This is a genomic window from Streptomyces sp. NPDC006372, assembly GCF_040612515.1.
In the GTDB taxonomy this organism is placed as follows: domain Bacteria; phylum Actinomycetota; class Actinomycetes; order Streptomycetales; family Streptomycetaceae; genus Streptomyces.
Window position 1 is genome coordinate 89,924 of the sequence record NZ_JBEXQJ010000027.1, and the last position, 16,204, is coordinate 106,127.

General features: G+C 72.8%; 15 protein-coding genes. 11 read left to right on the plus strand and 4 right to left on the minus strand.

Annotated features, from left to right (window positions below; genetic code table 11):
• Positions 1–62: 62 nt before the first annotated feature.
• The 4 genes from ABZ016_RS31190 (at position 63) to ABZ016_RS31205 (ending at position 4,289) form a co-directional block, all read left to right on the plus strand.
• Positions 63–1,334, plus strand: a complete 1,272-nt coding sequence (locus ABZ016_RS31190) for a sensor domain-containing protein (protein WP_356920034.1) — start codon at positions 63–65, stop codon at positions 1,332–1,334.
• The gene (locus ABZ016_RS31195; protein ID WP_356920067.1) at positions 1,324–1,983 is read left to right on the plus strand and encodes a response regulator transcription factor; all 660 of its coding nucleotides are present in this window, start codon (positions 1,324–1,326) and stop codon (positions 1,981–1,983) included. The genes ABZ016_RS31190 and ABZ016_RS31195 overlap by 11 nt, the downstream gene beginning before the upstream one ends.
• Positions 1,984–2,080: 97 nt before the next feature.
• The gene (locus tag ABZ016_RS31200) at positions 2,081–2,806 is read left to right on the plus strand and encodes a ScbR family autoregulator-binding transcription factor (protein WP_356920035.1); all 726 of its coding nucleotides are present in this window, start codon (positions 2,081–2,083) and stop codon (positions 2,804–2,806) included.
• A 142-nt stretch (positions 2,807–2,948) separates the two neighbouring features.
• The gene (locus ABZ016_RS31205; protein ID WP_356920036.1) at positions 2,949–4,289 is read left to right on the plus strand and encodes a cytochrome P450; all 1,341 of its coding nucleotides are present in this window, start codon (positions 2,949–2,951) and stop codon (positions 4,287–4,289) included.
• On the opposite strand, the gene ABZ016_RS31210 is transcribed toward ABZ016_RS31205, so the two are convergent.
• Together ABZ016_RS31210 and ABZ016_RS31215 are read right to left on the minus strand one after the other, a co-directional pair.
• Positions 4,234–5,196, minus strand: coding sequence for an NAD-dependent epimerase/dehydratase family protein (locus ABZ016_RS31210; RefSeq protein ID WP_356920037.1), 963 nt, complete (start codon positions 5,194–5,196; stop codon positions 4,234–4,236). The two genes, ABZ016_RS31205 and ABZ016_RS31210, sit on opposite strands and share 56 nt — an antisense overlap.
• A complete protein-coding gene (locus ABZ016_RS31215; protein ID WP_356920038.1) occupies positions 5,193–6,197 on the minus strand; it encodes a ScbA/BarX family gamma-butyrolactone biosynthesis protein in 1,005 nt (334 codons plus the stop codon). The genes ABZ016_RS31210 and ABZ016_RS31215 overlap by 4 nt, the downstream gene beginning before the upstream one ends.
• 189 nt (positions 6,198–6,386) lie before the next feature.
• On the opposite strand from ABZ016_RS31215, the gene ABZ016_RS31220 reads away from it, so the two are divergent.
• From ABZ016_RS31220 to ABZ016_RS31235, 4 genes are all read left to right on the plus strand, one after another.
• A complete protein-coding gene (locus tag ABZ016_RS31220) occupies positions 6,387–7,079 on the plus strand; it encodes a ScbR family autoregulator-binding transcription factor (protein WP_356920039.1) in 693 nt (230 codons plus the stop codon).
• A 150-nt stretch (positions 7,080–7,229) separates the two neighbouring features.
• Positions 7,230–8,660, plus strand: coding sequence for a DUF2252 domain-containing protein (locus ABZ016_RS31225; protein WP_356920040.1), 1,431 nt, complete (start codon positions 7,230–7,232; stop codon positions 8,658–8,660).
• Between the two features lie 140 nt (positions 8,661–8,800).
• Positions 8,801–9,616 (plus strand): hypothetical protein, encoded by an 816-nt coding sequence (locus tag ABZ016_RS31230; protein ID WP_356920041.1) that lies wholly within the window; start codon positions 8,801–8,803, stop codon positions 9,614–9,616.
• A 65-nt stretch (positions 9,617–9,681) separates the two neighbouring features.
• On the plus strand, positions 9,682–10,011 hold the full coding sequence (locus tag ABZ016_RS31235) for a rhodanese-like domain-containing protein (RefSeq protein WP_003991565.1): 330 nt from the start codon (positions 9,682–9,684) through the stop codon (positions 10,009–10,011).
• 61 nt (positions 10,012–10,072) lie between these two features.
• Here ABZ016_RS31235 and ABZ016_RS31240 read toward each other — a convergent pair whose 3' ends face one another.
• Positions 10,073–11,206, minus strand: coding sequence for an acyl-CoA dehydrogenase family protein (locus ABZ016_RS31240; RefSeq protein WP_356920042.1), 1,134 nt, complete (start codon positions 11,204–11,206; stop codon positions 10,073–10,075).
• 291 nt (positions 11,207–11,497) lie between these two features.
• On the opposite strand from ABZ016_RS31240, the gene ABZ016_RS31245 reads away from it, so the two are divergent.
• The 3 genes from ABZ016_RS31245 to ABZ016_RS31255 are packed head-to-tail and all read left to right on the plus strand — an operon-like array spanning position 11,498 to position 14,297.
• Complete coding sequence (locus ABZ016_RS31245; RefSeq protein WP_356920043.1) at positions 11,498–12,346, plus strand: DUF5819 family protein; 849 nt, start codon at positions 11,498–11,500, stop codon at positions 12,344–12,346.
• On the plus strand, positions 12,343–13,554 hold the full coding sequence (locus ABZ016_RS31250; protein WP_356920044.1) for an HTTM domain-containing protein: 1,212 nt from the start codon (positions 12,343–12,345) through the stop codon (positions 13,552–13,554). The genes ABZ016_RS31245 and ABZ016_RS31250 overlap by 4 nt, the downstream gene beginning before the upstream one ends.
• A complete protein-coding gene (locus tag ABZ016_RS31255) occupies positions 13,551–14,297 on the plus strand; it encodes a TrmH family RNA methyltransferase (RefSeq protein ID WP_356920045.1) in 747 nt (248 codons plus the stop codon). Before ABZ016_RS31250 ends, ABZ016_RS31255 begins: the two co-directional genes overlap by 4 nt.
• A gap of 69 nt (positions 14,298–14,366) precedes the next feature.
• Here the strand turns inward: ABZ016_RS31255 and paaN are convergent, their stop codons facing one another.
• Positions 14,367–16,058: a phenylacetic acid degradation protein PaaN gene (gene paaN, locus ABZ016_RS31260; protein WP_356920046.1), complete on the minus strand. Its 1,692-nt coding sequence runs from the start codon at positions 16,056–16,058 to the stop codon at positions 14,367–14,369.
• Positions 16,059–16,204: the final 146 nt, after the last annotated feature.

Below are 16,204 nucleotides of genomic sequence, written 5' to 3' on the forward strand. Positions count from 1 at the left end.
ATACCCCGGGCCTCCCGCTGAGCCCATGGCGGGGGATTCGAGGGGCTTCTACGGTGATCCGCATGCACCCTCCCAACGTGTGGCGGGCCATGGCCCGGCCCGGTTACCTGCTGTCGGCGTGGCCTTGGCGGGCGGCCGCCTACCTGCTCTCCGGCACGGTGGCCGGCGTGGTCGTGCTGGTGGGGATCGTGACGTCCGTGACGGCCGGCGGGGTGCTCGCTCTGGCGCTGGTGGGGTTGCCCCTGCTGCTGGGGACGGCTCTGGCGGGCATTCCGGTGGCGGCGCTGGAGCGGCTCCGGCTGCGGCTGGTGGACCCGGGCCCGGCGCCCGATCCGCACGAGAGCCCCGGGGAGCCGGGCCTGCGGGCCTGGCTGTCGACGCGGCTGCGGGAGCGGGCCACCTGGCGGGAGTTCGGCCATGCCCTGCTGTTCGCCGGACTGTTGTGGCCGGTGGACGCTCTCGCCCTCACCGTCTTCCTGCTGGGCCCGCTGACCGTGGTCGCGACCCCGTTGGTCGTGGCCGTCACCGGTGAGGCGAAGGTGCTCAAGGTGTGGCTGGTCTCCAGCTGGCCGGCGGCCTTCGGCTTCGCCGTCCTCGGGCTGGGCCTGCTGGTCGTGGGCGCCTACCTGCTGGGCGTCGCGGCCGGCGCCCGGGCCGGTCTGGCGCGGCTGCTGGTCGCCTCGCGGGAGGCCGATCTGGGGGCCAGGGTGGTCGAACTGGCCAAGTCCCGCGTTCGGTTGGTGGACGCCTTCGAGGCGGAACGGCGGCGCATCGAGCGCGATCTGCACGACGGGGCCCAGCAGCGGCTCGTCGCCCTCACGATGACGCTCGGCCTGGCCCGGCTGGACGCCCCGCCCGGCCCGCTGGCCGACCAGCTCGCCACAGCGCACCGGGAGGCGGGCGCGGCCCTCGCGGAACTGCGCGAACTCATCCACGGCATCCACCCCAAGGTGCTCGCCGACTACGGCCTCGAAGCCGCCGTCGCCGACGCCGCCGACCGCTCGGCCGTGCCCGTCGACGTCGACCTGGAGCTGCCCGGACGGCTGCCCCAAGCGGTCGAGGCCGCCGCGTACTTCGTGGTGTGCGAGGCGCTCGCCAACGTGGACCGGCACAGCGGGGCGAGCCGGGCGCAGGTGAGTGGCGGGCACCGCGACGGCCTGCTGGTCCTGCGGATCCGCGACGACGGGTGCGGGGGCGCGCGGGCCGGGACGGGCAGCGGACTGACCGGACTCGCCGACCGGGTGTCGGTGCTCGATGGCAGACTCTCCCTGTCCAGCCCGTCCGGCGGACCGACCCTGCTGCGTGTGGAGATCCCCTGTGGCCCTGCGAGTTGAGCGTCCGCTGCGCGTGGTCCTGGCCGAGGACAGTGTGCTGCTGCGGGACGGTCTGGTCGGGCTGCTCGGCCGCTGCGGACACCAGGTCGTCGCGGCCGTCGGGGACGCCGAGGCGCTGGTCACGGCCGTCGGGGAGCACGATCCCGACGTGGTCGTGACGGACGTGCGGATGCCGCCCGGCTTCCAGGACGAGGGCCTGCACGCGGCCGTGCGGCTGCGCGAGGAGCGGCCCGCGCTACCCGTCCTGGTCCTCAGCCAGTACGTGCAGCGCCGCTACGCCGCCGAACTGCTCGACTCCGGTGACGGCACGGGCGTCGGCTACCTGCTCAAGGACCGGGTCGGCCAGGTCGAGGAGTTCGTCGAGGCACTCGGCGAGGTCGCCGACGGCGGTACGGTCGTCGACCCCGAGGTCGTACGGCAGTTGCTGCGCCGCCGCCGCGACCCGCTGGAACGGCTCACCCCGCGTGAGCGGGAGGTGCTGGCGCTGATCGCGGAGGGCCGGTCCAACAGCTCCATCGCCCGCGAACTGGTCGTGTCCGAAGCGGCCGTGGGCAAGCACATCTCCGGCATCCTCACCAAGCTGGACCTGCCGCCGGCGGACGACACCCACCGCCGGGTGCTGGCCGTGCTGACGTACCTGCGGGCGTGAGGCCGGCCCCAAGCCGCCGCGCCTGCCGACGCGTTGTGTAAAAACCACCGAGTTGGTTTCATTGCGTCGCCATCAGAGCCGTGCAGGGGAGCCACGGGTGACCAAACAGGACCGGGCCGTCCGGACTCGTCTCGCGCTGATCCGGTCGGCGGCCGAGCACTTCGAGGCACGGGGATACGTCCGCGCCAGCCTGGCGGAGATCAGCGCCGGAGCCGGAGTCAGCTCCGGGGCGCTGCACTTCCACTTCGCGAACAAGGCCGCCGTGGCCGAGGCCGTCGAGCATGCCGCCGCCCGTGCCCTGCGCCGGGCCGCGGTCCTGGGCCACGGCGGCGACGGGTGCGCGTTGCAGCGTCTGGTGGACGTCACCCACCACGTCGGCCGGCTGCTGCGCGCCGACGTCGTGGTGCGCGCGGGGCTGCGGCTCAATGCCGAGGCGGTCGCCGGGCGGGTGCGTGACCTGCGCCGGGAGTGGCGGGAGTGCGTGCACGAGCTGCTGGCCGAGGCGGACCGGAGCGGCGAACTCGCCGCCGGAGTGCCGCCGCACCGCACCATCGCCGTCGTCCTCGCCGCCACGACCGGCATCGAGGTGCTGGCCCGGGACGACCACGGCTGGCTCGGGCGGCACGCGCTGACCGACCTGTGGCAGTTGCTCCTGCCGTGCATGGCCGCACCGCACGTGGCCGGCGCCCTGGACCCGGCGGGAAGCGGGCCGCACCTCGTGGAGCTGGATGCCGACGTGGAAAGAGACGTCGAGGCGGGACCGGACGTCGACGCGGACGCGCCGCAGGGGGACCGCAGCCGGGCAGGGCTCGCGCTGCGGTAGCGGGCGCCGAGGCCCCCACCGCTGCCGGGCTCCGAAGCGCCCACGGCGTTGAACCATGGCCAAAACAAACCGGACGCCAAGTTTTCCCGTCGTGCACGACGCACGATGGTGTCCCTGCACCTGGACCGAGGAGCGATGTGTCATGGCACAGCAGGCCTGCCCCTTCCTGACGATCGAAGCGTCCGGCCAAGACCTGTACGGCGAGATATCCCGGATCCGAGACCAGGGCCCGGCGGTGGAGATCGAACTCCCCGGCGGTGTACGGGCGTGGTGGATCAACGGCCTGGAGCTGAACAAACGGCTCCTGTCCGGCCCCGAGACGAGCAAGGACGCCTTCCAGCACTGGCCGGCCTGGATCAACGGGGACATCTCCCGCACCTGGCCGCTCGCGATCTGGGTCTCGGTGCGCAACATGGTCACCGCCTACGGCACCGAACACAGCCGGCTGCGCAAGCCGATGGCCGCCGCCTTCACCAAACGCCGCGTCGACGCGCTGCTCCCCCGCGTCCAGGAGATCGTCGACCGGGCGCTGGACGACCTGGAGCGCCTCCCCACCGGCGAAGTCGTCGACCTGCGGGCGGCGTTCGCGGCGCCGGTGCCGCACGAGGTGGTGTGCGAACTCTTCGGCGTGCCGGGGGGCGAGGACGGCCCGCGCAAGGCCCTCTACCGGATCATCAACAACTTCTTCGACACGGCGATCTCCCTGGAGGACGCCCAGGCCAACGCCGTCGACCTGTACGGCACGCTGACCGCGTTCCTCCAGGACAAGCGCGAGCACCCGGCCGACGATCTGACGACCGCCCTCATCGCGGCGCGCGACGAAGGCAGCCTCAGCGAACAGGAGTTGATGGACAACCTGATCCTGCTGCTCACCGCGGGCTTCGAGACGACCGTCAACCTCATCGACAACACGGTGCACAGCCTGCTCGCCCACCCCGACCAGCTCCAACTCGTCCGCTCCGGGCAGGTGACCTGGGAGGACGCCCTCGAGGAGTCGCTGCGCTTCGAGGCACCCGGCGCCATGTCGGGCCTGCGCTACGCCGTGGAGGACATCGAGATCGAGCCGGGGCTGACGATCCCGAAGGGCGACGCGGTCGTGGTCTCCTTCGCCGGTGCCGGACGCGACCCCGAGCGCCACGGGCCGGACGCCGAACGGTTCGACGTCACCCGGGCCACCAGCCGCGACCACGTGTCCTTCGGCCACGGTGTGCACCACTGCCTGGGCCGGCCTCTGGCCATGGCCGAGGCGACGGTGGCCCTGACGTCCCTCTTCGACCGATTCCCGCGGCTGGCCCTGGCCGACCCGGCCCGGCCGCCGAAGCGGCTGCGGTCCATCATCTCCACGGGGCACCAGGAGCTGCCCGTGCTGCTGCACGGCCGGGGCCCGGGTCCTCAGCCGGGCCCGCGCCCGGAGGAGGCCGGGGCGATCAGGAAGCTGACGGAGCTCGGAGGTACGAGCGGTACCAAGGTGCCGCGCGTGTGAACGCGGCGGCGAAACCGTCGCCGGGTGAGCAGTCGAGGTCCTTCCAGAACACGTCGTCCACGAACCAGTGGTCGACCGTGAGCATGCCGAGGTGATGCAGGGCGAAGGGGGTCCCGGCGGCCCGGTCCAGAGCGGTGGCGACATCCACCGCCGCGCCGCCGCCGGGCTCCTCCACCTGCGCGCACACCGCCCCGAGCAGCTCCTCGGCCGCGACGGGCTCGGGGTGGTTGACGTGGTGCACGCCGCCGTCGAGCGTCGGCGACAGGGCGGCGGCCACCACCGCACGGCCCAGGGTGCCGACGTCGATCATCGACTGCAGCGCCGCGCAGCCGGTCAGGGTCGCCGACAGCTCGCGCAGCAGCCGGACCAGTCCGGGGACGACCCAGCGGTCGCCCTCGCCGTACACGAGGTGCGGGCGCAGCACCAGGCCGCCGGCGTCGAGGACGTGCCGTTCGGCGGCGGCCCGGGTGCGGCTGGTGGCCGACGCGGGCGCGATCGGAACCTCTCCGGGGCGTACGCCCCGGAAGGGGCCCCGGCCGTACACCGCGGCCGTGCTCACGTACACGATGCGGCCCACTCCGGCGCGGACGGCCTCCTCGACCAGGGCGCGGGTGCCCAGGTCGTTGACGGCCTCGACGGTTTCGGCGTCGCCGCCGATCAGCGTGGCGCAGTGCACCAGGACGTCGGTGTCGGCGCAGACGCCGCGCAGGGACGGGGGGTCGAGGAGATCGCCGTAGAGCCGTTCGCCGTGGCCGGTTTCGCCGTGGCCGGGATCGCCGGGGACCGCTCCCGGCTGTGTCCTGCGGGACAAGTGCCGTACGCGGATGCCCGGTTGCTCTTGTGCGACGGCCGCCACCCGGCTGCCGACGAAGCCGCTCGCACCCGTGATCAGGAAGTTGACCGTCACGACAGGGACCGTACCCGGTCCGGCTGCCCACAGGTCAGCGTGGCGCTGAAGACGGTCTCGCCGTCCTGCCGTCCCGAGACCCGCACGGTGACCTCGTCCGGCTCCCCGTCGAGGAGCTCCGCCTCGATCCAGCACGGGCTGTCCAGCTCGGCGTACCGGTCGAAGGCGGCCGTCATCGCGCGGGGCAGGAAGGGGTGCCGGCCGGAGGCGGCGGTCGCGGCCTGACGGGCCGCCTCGAACAGGACCATGCCGGGCACGTGGTCGTTGGGCCGGGGGAAGAGCACCGGGTGGCCGGTGTCGACGCGCAGCCGCCAGACGCCCGGGCGGTCGGAGGGGGCGAGGACGACGTCCTCGGCGCGAGCGCGGCCGGCGTCCCTCGGCGATATGCCCGGCGGCAGCGGGAGGGGAGTGACCGGGGCGGCCAGCTGCCGGGCCCGCAGACGGCGGTAGGCGAGCGGGGAGGTGCAGGCGGTGCTGCCCGTGCCCCGGGCCACGAAGCGCCCCGCCCGGTGGAACTCCATGGTGGTGCGCATGCTGTGCAGACCCCGGCCGCGGCGGCGTATCTCGGAGCACACGACGTCGATCTCGACCGGCTCGGCGGCGTCCGACAGCGCGAGCGCGGACGGATCGGTGGAGACGGTCAGGTCGTACATCACGAAGTGCGTGTCGCCGGGAGCGCCGAACTCGGCGTGGGCGAGCACCATCGAGGCCTGCCGCAACGTTTCGCCCACGATCATCGGATCCTGGTGGCGGTCGTCCACGGAGTGGAAGAAGGTGTGGACGGCGGGCCAGTGAGCGGTGAAGCGGAAACGGGTCTCGGAGATTCGGCTCCACCGGTCGGGGAAGACGTCCGTCTCTGTGGTGCGGTGGGCCAGCTCTTTGGTGACCGGGGTGGAGTCGGGGGGTGCTATGGAATCGATGACCGTGGCGTATGGCGCGTTCTCGACGGCCGCAGACGTTTCGTTTGCCGGAGCGGCCCGGTGTCCGGTCTGATCGTCCAAGGGTGCGCTTAAAGGTCCTGACTGCTGCATGAGAACCCCCAGGATCGGCTGCCGGGCTGTGTTCGGAGCTTGACTAAGATACGGACTAGCCGGTTTTTTTCAAAGGGTGGGCCTCACCGCTGGAACAGGCCTCTCGCGCCCCGCTGCACAGCGGTTTCACAGAGATCGACGGAGATCAGGAGGCATGCGATGGCGCGACAGGAGCGCGCGATCCGCACCCGGCGGACCATCCTGGAGGCGGCCGCGGCCGTCTTCGACGAACGCGGCTACACCTCGGCGACCATCGGGGAGATCCTGGACCGGGCAGGCGTCACCAAGGGCGCGCTGTACTTCCATTTCGGCTCCAAGGAGGAGCTGGCGGTGGGGGTGTTCGAGGAGCAGCTCGCGATCGCGCTCCCGCCGCAGTCCAGCAAGCTCCAGGAACTCGTCGACTCCGGGCTGGTGCTGGGCCGCCGGCTGCGGTCCGAACCGCTGGTGCGGGCCAGCGTGGGACTGGCCCTCGACCAGGGGGCCATGGACCTCGACCGCACACCGGCCTTCGGCATGTGGTTCGACCAGAACGTGCAGCGGCTCGCCGATGCGAAGGCGCAGGGCGAACTGCTGCCGCATGTCGACGTGGCGGAGACGGCGGAGCTGCTGGTGGGCAGCTTCTCGGGGGTGCAGCTGCTGTCCCAGCTGCGCTGCCAGCGGCAGGATCTGGACCGCCGGGTCGTCGTGATGTTCGAACACTTCCTGCCGAGCATCGCCGTCCCCGCGGTCCTGGCCCGTCTCGACATCTCGGTGGAGCGGGCGGAGCGGGTGCTGGCGGAGGGGCGGGAACAGATGGCGGCGGTGCCGGCGCAGACCACGCCGGGGGCGGTGCGGGCTTCCTCGGGGGCGTAGGGCGTCGCCTCCGCCCGGACCGCCTCCGACCGGCTTCCGCACGAGTTGTCCACAGTCGTGTAGTTGTCCCCAGGGTCTGACGCGTTTCGGCCGCCGGTTGTACGGTCGGCACGAGTTGATGTTCGTGCACGTGCGGGGGAGGCGGTCGGTATGACCAGGGCTGGAGCGGCCAGGGCTGGAGCGGAGGACGCGGCGGGGCGTCGGCTGCCCCGGGTGCGGGGTTTCGCCGAGTGGCCGGCCGAGGGCTCCCCCAAGGAGGAGGGCAAGGCCCTGCGCAAGCGGATCCCGCGCGGCGCGCACGCCACACTCGACCTGGACGCGTCCCGGCCCGACGCGGTGAGCGCGGTCGAGGAGTCGGGCCGCGGCAGGCTCCCCGAGCTCACCCCGATACGGGTCGGCCGCATGGCCGCCACACCGTTCGCCTTCCTGCGCGGCGCCGCGGGCCTCATGGCGTACGACCTGGCGCGTACCCCCATGACGCGGGTGCTCGCGCAGATCTGCGGTGACGCGCACGCGGCCAATTTCGGTCTGTACGGCGACGCGCGCGGCGGACTCGTCATCGATCTGAACGACTTCGACGAGACGGTGCGGGGGCCCTGGGAGTGGGACCTCAAGCGCCTCACCGCCTCCCTGGTGCTGGCGGGCCGGGAGGCCGGTGCCGACGAGGACCGGTGCCGCAAGGCCGCCTACGACGCGGTGGGCGCCTACCGCCGCACCATGCGGCTGCTGGCGAAGCTCCCGGTGCTGGACGCGTGGAACGCCATCGCGGACGAGGAACTCGTCTCCCACACGGACGCCCATGACCTGCTCGGCACGCTGGAGCGGGTCTCCGAGAAGGCCCGCCACAACACCAGCGGCCGCTTCGCGGCCAAGTCGACGGAGGCCACCGAGGACGGCGGGCGCCGCTTCGTCGACGCCCCGCCGGTGCTCCGGCGCGTCCCGGACGCGGAGGCCGCGGCGGTGGCGGCGTCCCTCGAGGAGTACGTCGGCACGCTGTCGGAGGACCGCCTGCCGCTCCTCGCCCGGCACGCGGTGCACGACGTGGCGTTCCGCGTGGTCGGCACGGGCAGCGTCGGCACCCGGTCCTACGTCGTCCTGCTGCTGGACCACCGGGGTGAACCGCTGGTGCTCCAGGTGAAGGAGGCGCGGGCGTCGGCGCTGGTGCCGCATCTGGTGACGGCCGGTTTCGAGGCCCCGGAGGTCGAGCACGAGGGCCGGCGGGTCGTGCTCGGCCAGAAGCGGATGCAGGTCGTCAGCGACATGCTGCTCGGCTGGACGACGGTCGACGGGCACCCCTTCCAGGTCCGTCAGTTCCGCAACCGCAAGGGCAGCGTCGACCCGGCCGCCCTGGCCGCCGACCAGATGGACGACTACGGCCGCATGACCGGCGCGTTGCTGGCCCGCGCCCACTCCCACAGCGTCGATCCGCGGCTCGTCGCCGGGTACTGCGGGAAGAACGAGGAGCTGGACGAGGCGGTGTCCGCGTTCGCCGTGGCGTATGCGGACCGTACGGAGGCGGACCATTCGGACCTGGTGACGGCGGTACGGGAGGGCAGGATCGCGGCGGAACCGGGCGTCTGACCCAGGTGCGGGCAGTGGCCGTTCAGGCCGCGGGCAGTCGTGCCGCTGGGGCGATGGGGGCCCCTGCCCTGTTCCCGGCTGCGACAGGGCAGGGCGCTCTCCGGGGCAGGGGCAGTCGGCCCGTGACCTAGGCTGGTCGGGTGACGACCCCGGAAGCTGAGCAGGACGGCGGCGACGCCGCCCGCCCCGAGGCGCGGCTCGAGCGCGCCGTACGGGCCGCCGAGCAGGCCTTGATCGAATACGAGATCGCGGTGGAGACCTTCCGCGTCGAGGTCGAGAACTTCTCCCGGCTGCACGAACAGAAGCTCGGTCCGCTCTACGCCCGGCTGGAGGAGCTGGACGCCCGGATCCTCGAGGCCAGAGCCGCCCGAAGCGGCGACCCCGATGACCGGCGCCGGGCGGAAGAGGCCCGGGCCCGCCTCGCCCCCATCCCCGGCGTCGAGGAGCTGCTGCACGGCTGGATGGACGACAGCGGCCTGTTCCCGGAGGCCGTGGCGATGCTCACGGAGCAGCCGGTCCGGCCACCCCAGCGGGTCCGCCCCAGCGAGGAGGCCCGCAAGCTCTACCGCGACCTCGCCCGCAAGGCCCACCCGGACCTGGCCCAGGAGGAGAAGGAACGCGCGCGGCGCGAGGAGTTCATCACCCGGGTGAACGCCGCCTACGCCCGGGGCGACGAGGCGGAGCTGCGCGAGCTCGCCGAGGAGTGGGCGGCGGGGCCCGAGCTGAAGCGGGGCCCTAGCCGCGCCGAGGAGCTCTACGCCCGGCTCGAATGGCTCGCCCAGCGCAAGGAACTGCTCGCCCTGCTCGCCAAGGAGCTGGAGGAGAGCGCCATAGGCCACATGCTCCAGCTGGCCCCGGACGACCCGGACGGTCTCCTGGACGAGATCGGGCAGCAGCTGCGCACCCAGGTCACCGAGCGCGAGAACGAGCTGGCCGGGCTGCTCACGGAGGGCTGAGCCGCGTCCCGTCCGGCCCACGGGCCGGTTCGGGTAGCGTCGGACGCATGAGTTTCGGAGCTGGTGTGCCCACGGTCGCGGTCGCGGACCTCAAGGACGGCGACTTCCTGCTGGACGTCCGCGAGGACGACGAGTGGAAGGCGGGTCACGCCGAGGGGGCGCTGCACATCCCCCTCAGCGATTTCGTCGCCCGCTACGGCGAGCTGACCGAGGCCGCGCCGCAGGACGGCCGGGTCCATGTCATCTGCCGCTCCGGCGGCCGTTCCGCCCAGGTCACGATGTACCTGGCCCAGCAGGGCATCGACGCCGTGAACGTAGACGGCGGCATGCAGGTGTGGGAGGCGGCGGGCCGTGCCGTGGTGACGGACGACGGCCAGCCGGGGTTCGTGCTGTAGCAGCCGTGCTGTAGCAGCCTTCTGTGGCAGCGCTCTGTAGCAGCCGCTCGCGCCGGTGCGTTCAGGCCAAAGGGTGGGCCGCCAGCAGGTCGCCCAGGGCCTCCTCGTGCGCCGCCGCCGGGCCGAGTGACAGCTCCAGGTGCTTGGCCCAGGCGTGGTACCGGTGCAGGGGGTAGTCGACGTCGGCGCCGAACCCGCCGTGCAGATGCTGCGCGGTCTGCACGACCCGGCGTGCCCCCTCCGCCGCCCAGATCTTGGCGACGGCGACGTCCCCGGTGGCGGGCAGCGCGCCCGGGGCCCCCGAGGCGAGCCGCCAAGCGGCCTGCCACAGGGTGGCCTCCATCGCGCGGAGGTCGATGTAGCGGTCGGCGGCCTGCACGGCGACGGCCTGGAAGGTGGCGATCGGGAAGCCGAACTGCTCCCGCTCACTCGCGTACTCCCCGGTCATCCGCAGCACCCGTTCCCCCAGCCCGAGTGCCAGCGCACAGGTGCCGGTGGCCAGCAGGTCCCGCAGCCACTCCCACGCCCCGTCGGCGTCGATCACGTCCCGGGCCGCGAGCCGCGCCGACTCCAGTCGCAGCTCGCCGAGGCGTTCGCCGCTCGTGGAGAACTGCTCGGCGAGGATCACCCCCCGGTGTCCGCGCGGGACCAGGGCCAGCAGGGTCCGGCCGGCCTCCGTGTGCGCGGGGACGACCGTGACGTCCGCGTCGTAGGCCCACGGCACCGCCGTCTGCACGCCGTCCAGCACCCAAGCGTCGCCGTCCTGCCGTGCGGTCACGGCGAGCTCGGCCGGGTCGTGGCCGGTGCGGCCGTGCGCGGCGACGGTCAGCACCAGCTCGCCCCTGCCGGCCCGGGCCGGCAGGGCCGACTTCGCCTCCTCGCCGCCGTGGGCCTGGATCACCGCGGCGGCCGCGCTGCTCTCCAGCAGCGGCACCCTGGCCAGCACCTTCGCCGACTCCCGCAGCACCAGACAGAGCGCGATGGCGTCCAGGCCGGCCCCGCCGTACCGGGCGTCGAGCAGCAGGCTGAGCAGGTCCGCTTCGGCGAGCCTGGCCCACAGGGCGTGGTCGCAGGCGTCGGCGACGGCGCCCGGGGTGAGGGCCGGGCTGGGCACGGCGTCCGGCGCGACCCCGGCGAACACGCCCTTCGCCGCCTCGGCCGCCGCCTGCTGCTCCTCGGTGAAGGTGAAGTCCACGGTGCCTGTCCTTCCGGCCGGTGCCGTTGAGCTGACGGGCGGCAAGATAGAACAGGTTCTAGAAGAAGGGAATGGGCGTGCGGCGGGCGCCGTAGGGTGTCACTCCTGTGCTGCCTCCGGGGGTGTGGCGACGGCCACGGCAGGGACCGGCGGACAGGGGCTGTGCCCGGGTGGGCGGCCTGAGTACCGTTCCCGTGCCGACGCCGCGCAGCGGTCGCGCGGGCGGTGGACGCCCTCCGCGGCCGGCCGGGCGGACGGAACGACGGACCGGGATCGTGGAACGGGGCGGAATTGGACGCGTACGACGAAGGCTCGAACGCCCGGCACGGGCCGGACGGGCCACTCGGACGGAGCGCGTCGGCCGACCCGTCCCCGACCGCCGCCGCCCCGGACGGTCCTCTCGACCAGGGCCCGTCTCCCGCCCACGGCCCGTCCCTCGACCAGGGCCCGTCTCCCGCCCCGGGCCCGCCCACGGCCCCCCACACCGGCATAGCCGCGCTCTCCCTCCCCTGTCAGATCGGCGTCGTCCTGGCGCTCGCGGTCGTCGCGGTCGGGGTCTGTGTGCACATCGGGATGACGTTCCTGCACGTAGCGCCGCCGAACACCGTCACCAGGGAGCACGGCAAGGCGGTGGACGACTGGATCTACCCGGAGTTCGAGCAGAACTGGAAGCTCTTCGCGCCGAACCCGCTCCAGCAGAACATCTCGATCCAGGCCCGCGCCGAGGTCAGGGACGGGGAGGGCGGCACGGTGACCACCGGCTGGTACGACCTGTCCGCCGAGGACGGCCGCGCCATCGACGGCAACCTGCTGCCCAGCCACACCCAGCAGAACGAGCTGCGCCGCGCCTGGGACTTCTTCCTCGCGACGCACGACAGCGAGAACCGCCCGGTCGGCCTGCGCGGCTCGCTCTCCGAGACGTATCTGCGCCGGATCGTGGAGCTGCGTCTCGACCGCGACGACGCGGTGCGGGCCGCGACCGGGGGCGGCGGTGCCGTCGAACGCGTCCAGGTCCGGTCCCGCACCAGCAACGTGCCCCCGCCCGGGTGGAGCCGGGAGAAGGTCTCCACGACACCGGCCTATCGCGAGCTGCCGTGGTGGAGCGTGCCGGAGGCCGCGACCGGGGGTGGCATGCGGTGAACCGCTTCTCCCTGGCCTTCTCGCGCGGCATAGCCCGCGTCGCCGAAGCCGCCCTCGGCCCGTACCAGACCGCCGTGATCCGTATCGGCTTCAGCGCGACCTGGCTGCTGTTCCTGCTGCGCGAGCTCCCCCACCGCCACGAGCTCTACGGCCCCGACGGGCCCTGGAGCTGGGATCTCGCCGAGCAGCTGATCAGGACCAACGAGGCTTTCACCGTCCTGATGTGGTCGGACGGCCGCCTCTGGTTCGAGATCGTCTACGCCCTCGCGATCCTCGCCAGTGCCCTGCTGCTGCTGGGCTGGCGCACCCGCACCATGTCGGTGCTGTTCATGGTCGGTGTGCTGTCCCTGCAGAACCGCAGCGTCTTCATGGGCGACGGCGGCGACAACGTGCTGCACCTGATGTCGGTCTACCTGGTGTTCACGCGCTGCGCCCAGGTGTGGTCACTGGACGCCCGGCGGGCTTCCCGCGCCCGGGCGGCACGCGAGCGGGGCGAACGCGTCACCGACCGGACCGGCCCCGTCCTGTGGTGCGTGCTCGGATCGGTGCTGGCGGCGGTCACCCTGGCCGGGCGGATGGAGGGCGACTGGCTGATACCGGCGCTGCTGTGGACCGTGTGGGCGGCGCAGGCCCTGTGGTGGCTGGTCGGGCGCCGGGTGCCGTCCGGTGAGCCGCGGATCCTGCTCGACGTCGTCACCAACATCGTGCACAACGGCGCCCTGCTCGTGATCATGGCCGAGGCGTGCCTGATCTACGCCACGGCCGGCTGGTACAAGATCCAGGGCTCCCGCTGGCAGGACGGCACCGCGGTCTACTACCCGCTCCACCTGGAGTACTTCTCGCCCTGGCCGGCCCTCGCCGACCTGCTGTCCGCCAGCGGCACGCTCGTGATGCTCGTGACCTACGGAACGGTCCTCGTGCAGGTCGCCTTCCCCTTCACGCTGTTCAACCGGCGGGTGAAGAACGTCCTGCTGGCATTCATGATCACCGAGCACGCGGTGATCGCCGTCGTGCTCGGCCTGCCGTTCTTCTCGCTGGCGATGATCGCGGCCGACGCGGTGTTCCTGCCGACGGCCTTCCTGCGCCGCCTGGGCGGCTGGGCGGCACGCGCGCGTGACCGGCTGCCGCGGCGCGACCGGCGCACGCCGGTCACCGAGCAGCACGCCCCCGAGAACCCCGAGGCCACGCACGTAGGCTTCGGGCCATGACCGACCCCGTCACCGTCTGGCACCGGCTCGCCGGCAGCACCGTCCTGCTCGACGGCTTCCACGCCCTCAAGCACGCCGTGCGGTTCGGCGCCGAGGTGCCCGTGGCGGTCACCGCCGACCGGGCGGCCACGCTCGCCCTCGCCGACGAACTGGCCCCGGACGTACGGGACGCGCTGGCCGCGCTGCTGACGGAGGTGCCGCACGAGACATACGCGTCGTTCGTGCCGCGCCCGCACCCCACGGCGGTGGCCGCCCTGGCCGTACGGCCGTCCCGCGAGTCCAACCTGGCACGGCTCGCGCACACCCCGCGCACCGCCCCGGTCGTGGTCCTCGACAACCCGCGCAACCTCGGCAACGCGGGGGCGGTGATCCGCCTGGCCGCCGGTTTCGGCGCGACCGGCGTGGTGACGACGGGCACCGTCGACCCCTGGCATCCGACGGTCGTACGCGGCGGGGCGGGGCTGCACTTCGCGACGGCGGTGGAACGCCTGACGGTCGACGAGCTGCCCCCCGGCCCGGTGTTCGCGCTCGACCCGGAGGGCGACGACCTCCGGGTCACCAAGCTCCCGGACGACGCCGTCCTCGCCTTCGGCTCCGAACGCACGGGCCTGTCGCCCGAACTCCGCGCGAGGGCGGACCACCTGCTGTCCCTCCCGATGCGCCCCCAGGTCAGCAGCTACAACCTCGCGACCAGCGTGGCGATGACGCTGTACCACTGGAGCTGCGGTGGGTTCGCGTCCTAGGGGCGCGGGGAACTGCGCGGGCAACCACAACGCACCGGCACCCGCGCGACAACGAGAACCCCCGAGCCCCTAGGCCTCCCGCCGCACCTCAACCACCCGGAACCGGTTGGCCACAAACGCCCCGTCACACAACGCCGCACTCGCCGCCGGATTCCCCCCGGACCCATGGAAATCAGAAAACGCGGCGGTCTGGTTCACATACACCCCACCCGTGAGATTCAGCGACAACTGCGCCGCCTCCTCCAGACAGGCCTCCTGCACATCCCGCTCGACCTCAGGGTCGGTCGTGTACGCCCCGACGGTCATCGCCCCCTTCTCCCGCACGGTCCGCCGCAGCAACTGCACCGCGTCGGACGCGGAGTCGACGGCGACCGCGAACGACACCGGCCCGAAGCACTCGCTCATGTAAGCGGCCTCCGCGTCCGGCTTGGCCCCGTCCAGCTTCACGATCACCGGCGTCCGCACGACCGCCCCCGGGAAGTCCGGGTTGGTGATCTCACGGGAGGCCAGGGCGACCTCGCCCAGCCCCGCCGCGGCCTCCAGCCGCGCCTTCACGTCCGGGTTGACGATCGCACCCAGCAGGGCGTTCGCCCGGGCGTCGTCGCCGAGCAGCCCGTCCACCGACTTGGCGAGATCCGCGACCACCTCGTCGTAGGACTTGGGACCCTGGTCCGTCGAGATGCCCTCCCGCGGCACGAGCAGGTTCTGCGGCGTCGTGCACATCTGGCCGCTGTACAGGGACAGCGAGAACGCCAGGTTGGAGAGCATGCCCTTGTAGTCGGACGTGGAGTGGACGACGACCGTGTTGACGCCGGCCTTCTCCGTGTACACCTGGGCCTGGCGGGCGTTGGCCTCAAGCCAGTCGCCGAACTCGGTGGAGCCCGTGTAGTCGATGATCCGGATCTCCGGGCGGGTCGCGAGGGTCTTGGCGATGCCCTCGCCGGGCCGCTCGGCGGCCAGTGCCACCAGGTTCGGGTCGAAGCCCGCCTCCGCGAGCACCTCGCGCGCGACCTGCACGGTGAGCGCGAGCGGCAGCACCGCGCGCGGGTGGGGCTTGACCAGGACCGCGTTGCCGGTGGCGAGGGAGGCGAACAGGCCCGGGTAGCCGTTCCACGTCGGGAACGTGTTGCAGCCGATCATCAGGGCGACACCGCGCGGGACCGGCGTGAACTGCTTGTTCATCGCCAGCGGGTCGCGCTTGCCCTGCGGCTTGGTCCACTCGGCGTTGTCGGGCGTGCGCACCTGCTCCACGTACGCGTACGCCACCGCTTCCATGCCGCGGTCCTGCGCGTGCGGTCCGCCCGCCTGGAACGCCATCATGAACGCCTGGCCGGAGGTGTGCATGACCGCGTGCGCGAACTCGTGCGTCCGGTCGCTGATGCGCTTGAGGATTTCCAGGCAGACCACCGCGCGCTGCTCGGCGCCCGCGTCGCGCCAGGCGCGCTGCCCCGCCTTCATGGCGGGCAGCAGCACGTCGAGGTCCGCGTGCGGGTACGTGACGCCCAGCTCCACGCCGTACGGGGACGTCTCGCCGCCCACCCAGTCGTCCGTGCCGGGCTGGCCGAGGTCGAGGCGGGTGCCGAGCAGGGCGTCGAAGGCGGCCTTGCCCGCCGCCGCGTCCAGGCTGCCGTTCTCCCCGTAGGCCTTGGGGTGCTCGGGGTGCGGGGACCAGTACGCGCGGGTGCGGATCGCTTCCAGCGCCTGGTCGAGGGTGGGCCGGTGCCGGGCGATCAGCTCGTGCGCCGAGAGTGCGGCGGTCATGGGTGACCAACTCCTCGTCTCAAGAACTCCTCGTCGAGTTCATGACCTGGGCAGAAACCTGGGCAGGAACACTCGGACAGAGCTAGAGTAACCGAACGATCGGTCGGTTCAAGGGGGTCCGCCGCATCTGTGGAAAACCCCGTGCG

Bases quoted from the DNA above. Each gene is read 5' to 3' on its own strand.
- ABZ016_RS31225 (WP_356920040.1), top strand. From the start codon at position 7,230: ATGACCAGGGCTGGAGCGGCCAGGGCTGGAGCGGAGGACGCGGCGGGG.
- paaN (WP_356920046.1), bottom strand. From the start codon at position 16,058: ATGACCGCCGCACTCTCGGCGCACGAGCTGATCGCCCGGCACCGGCCC.
- ABZ016_RS31220 (WP_356920039.1), top strand. From the start codon at position 6,387: ATGGCGCGACAGGAGCGCGCGATCCGCACCCGGCGGACCATCCTGGAG.
- ABZ016_RS31255 (WP_356920045.1), top strand. From the start codon at position 13,551: ATGACCGACCCCGTCACCGTCTGGCACCGGCTCGCCGGCAGCACCGTC.
- ABZ016_RS31205 (WP_356920036.1), top strand. From the start codon at position 2,949: ATGGCACAGCAGGCCTGCCCCTTCCTGACGATCGAAGCGTCCGGCCAA.
- ABZ016_RS31190 (WP_356920034.1), top strand. From the start codon at position 63: ATGCACCCTCCCAACGTGTGGCGGGCCATGGCCCGGCCCGGTTACCTG.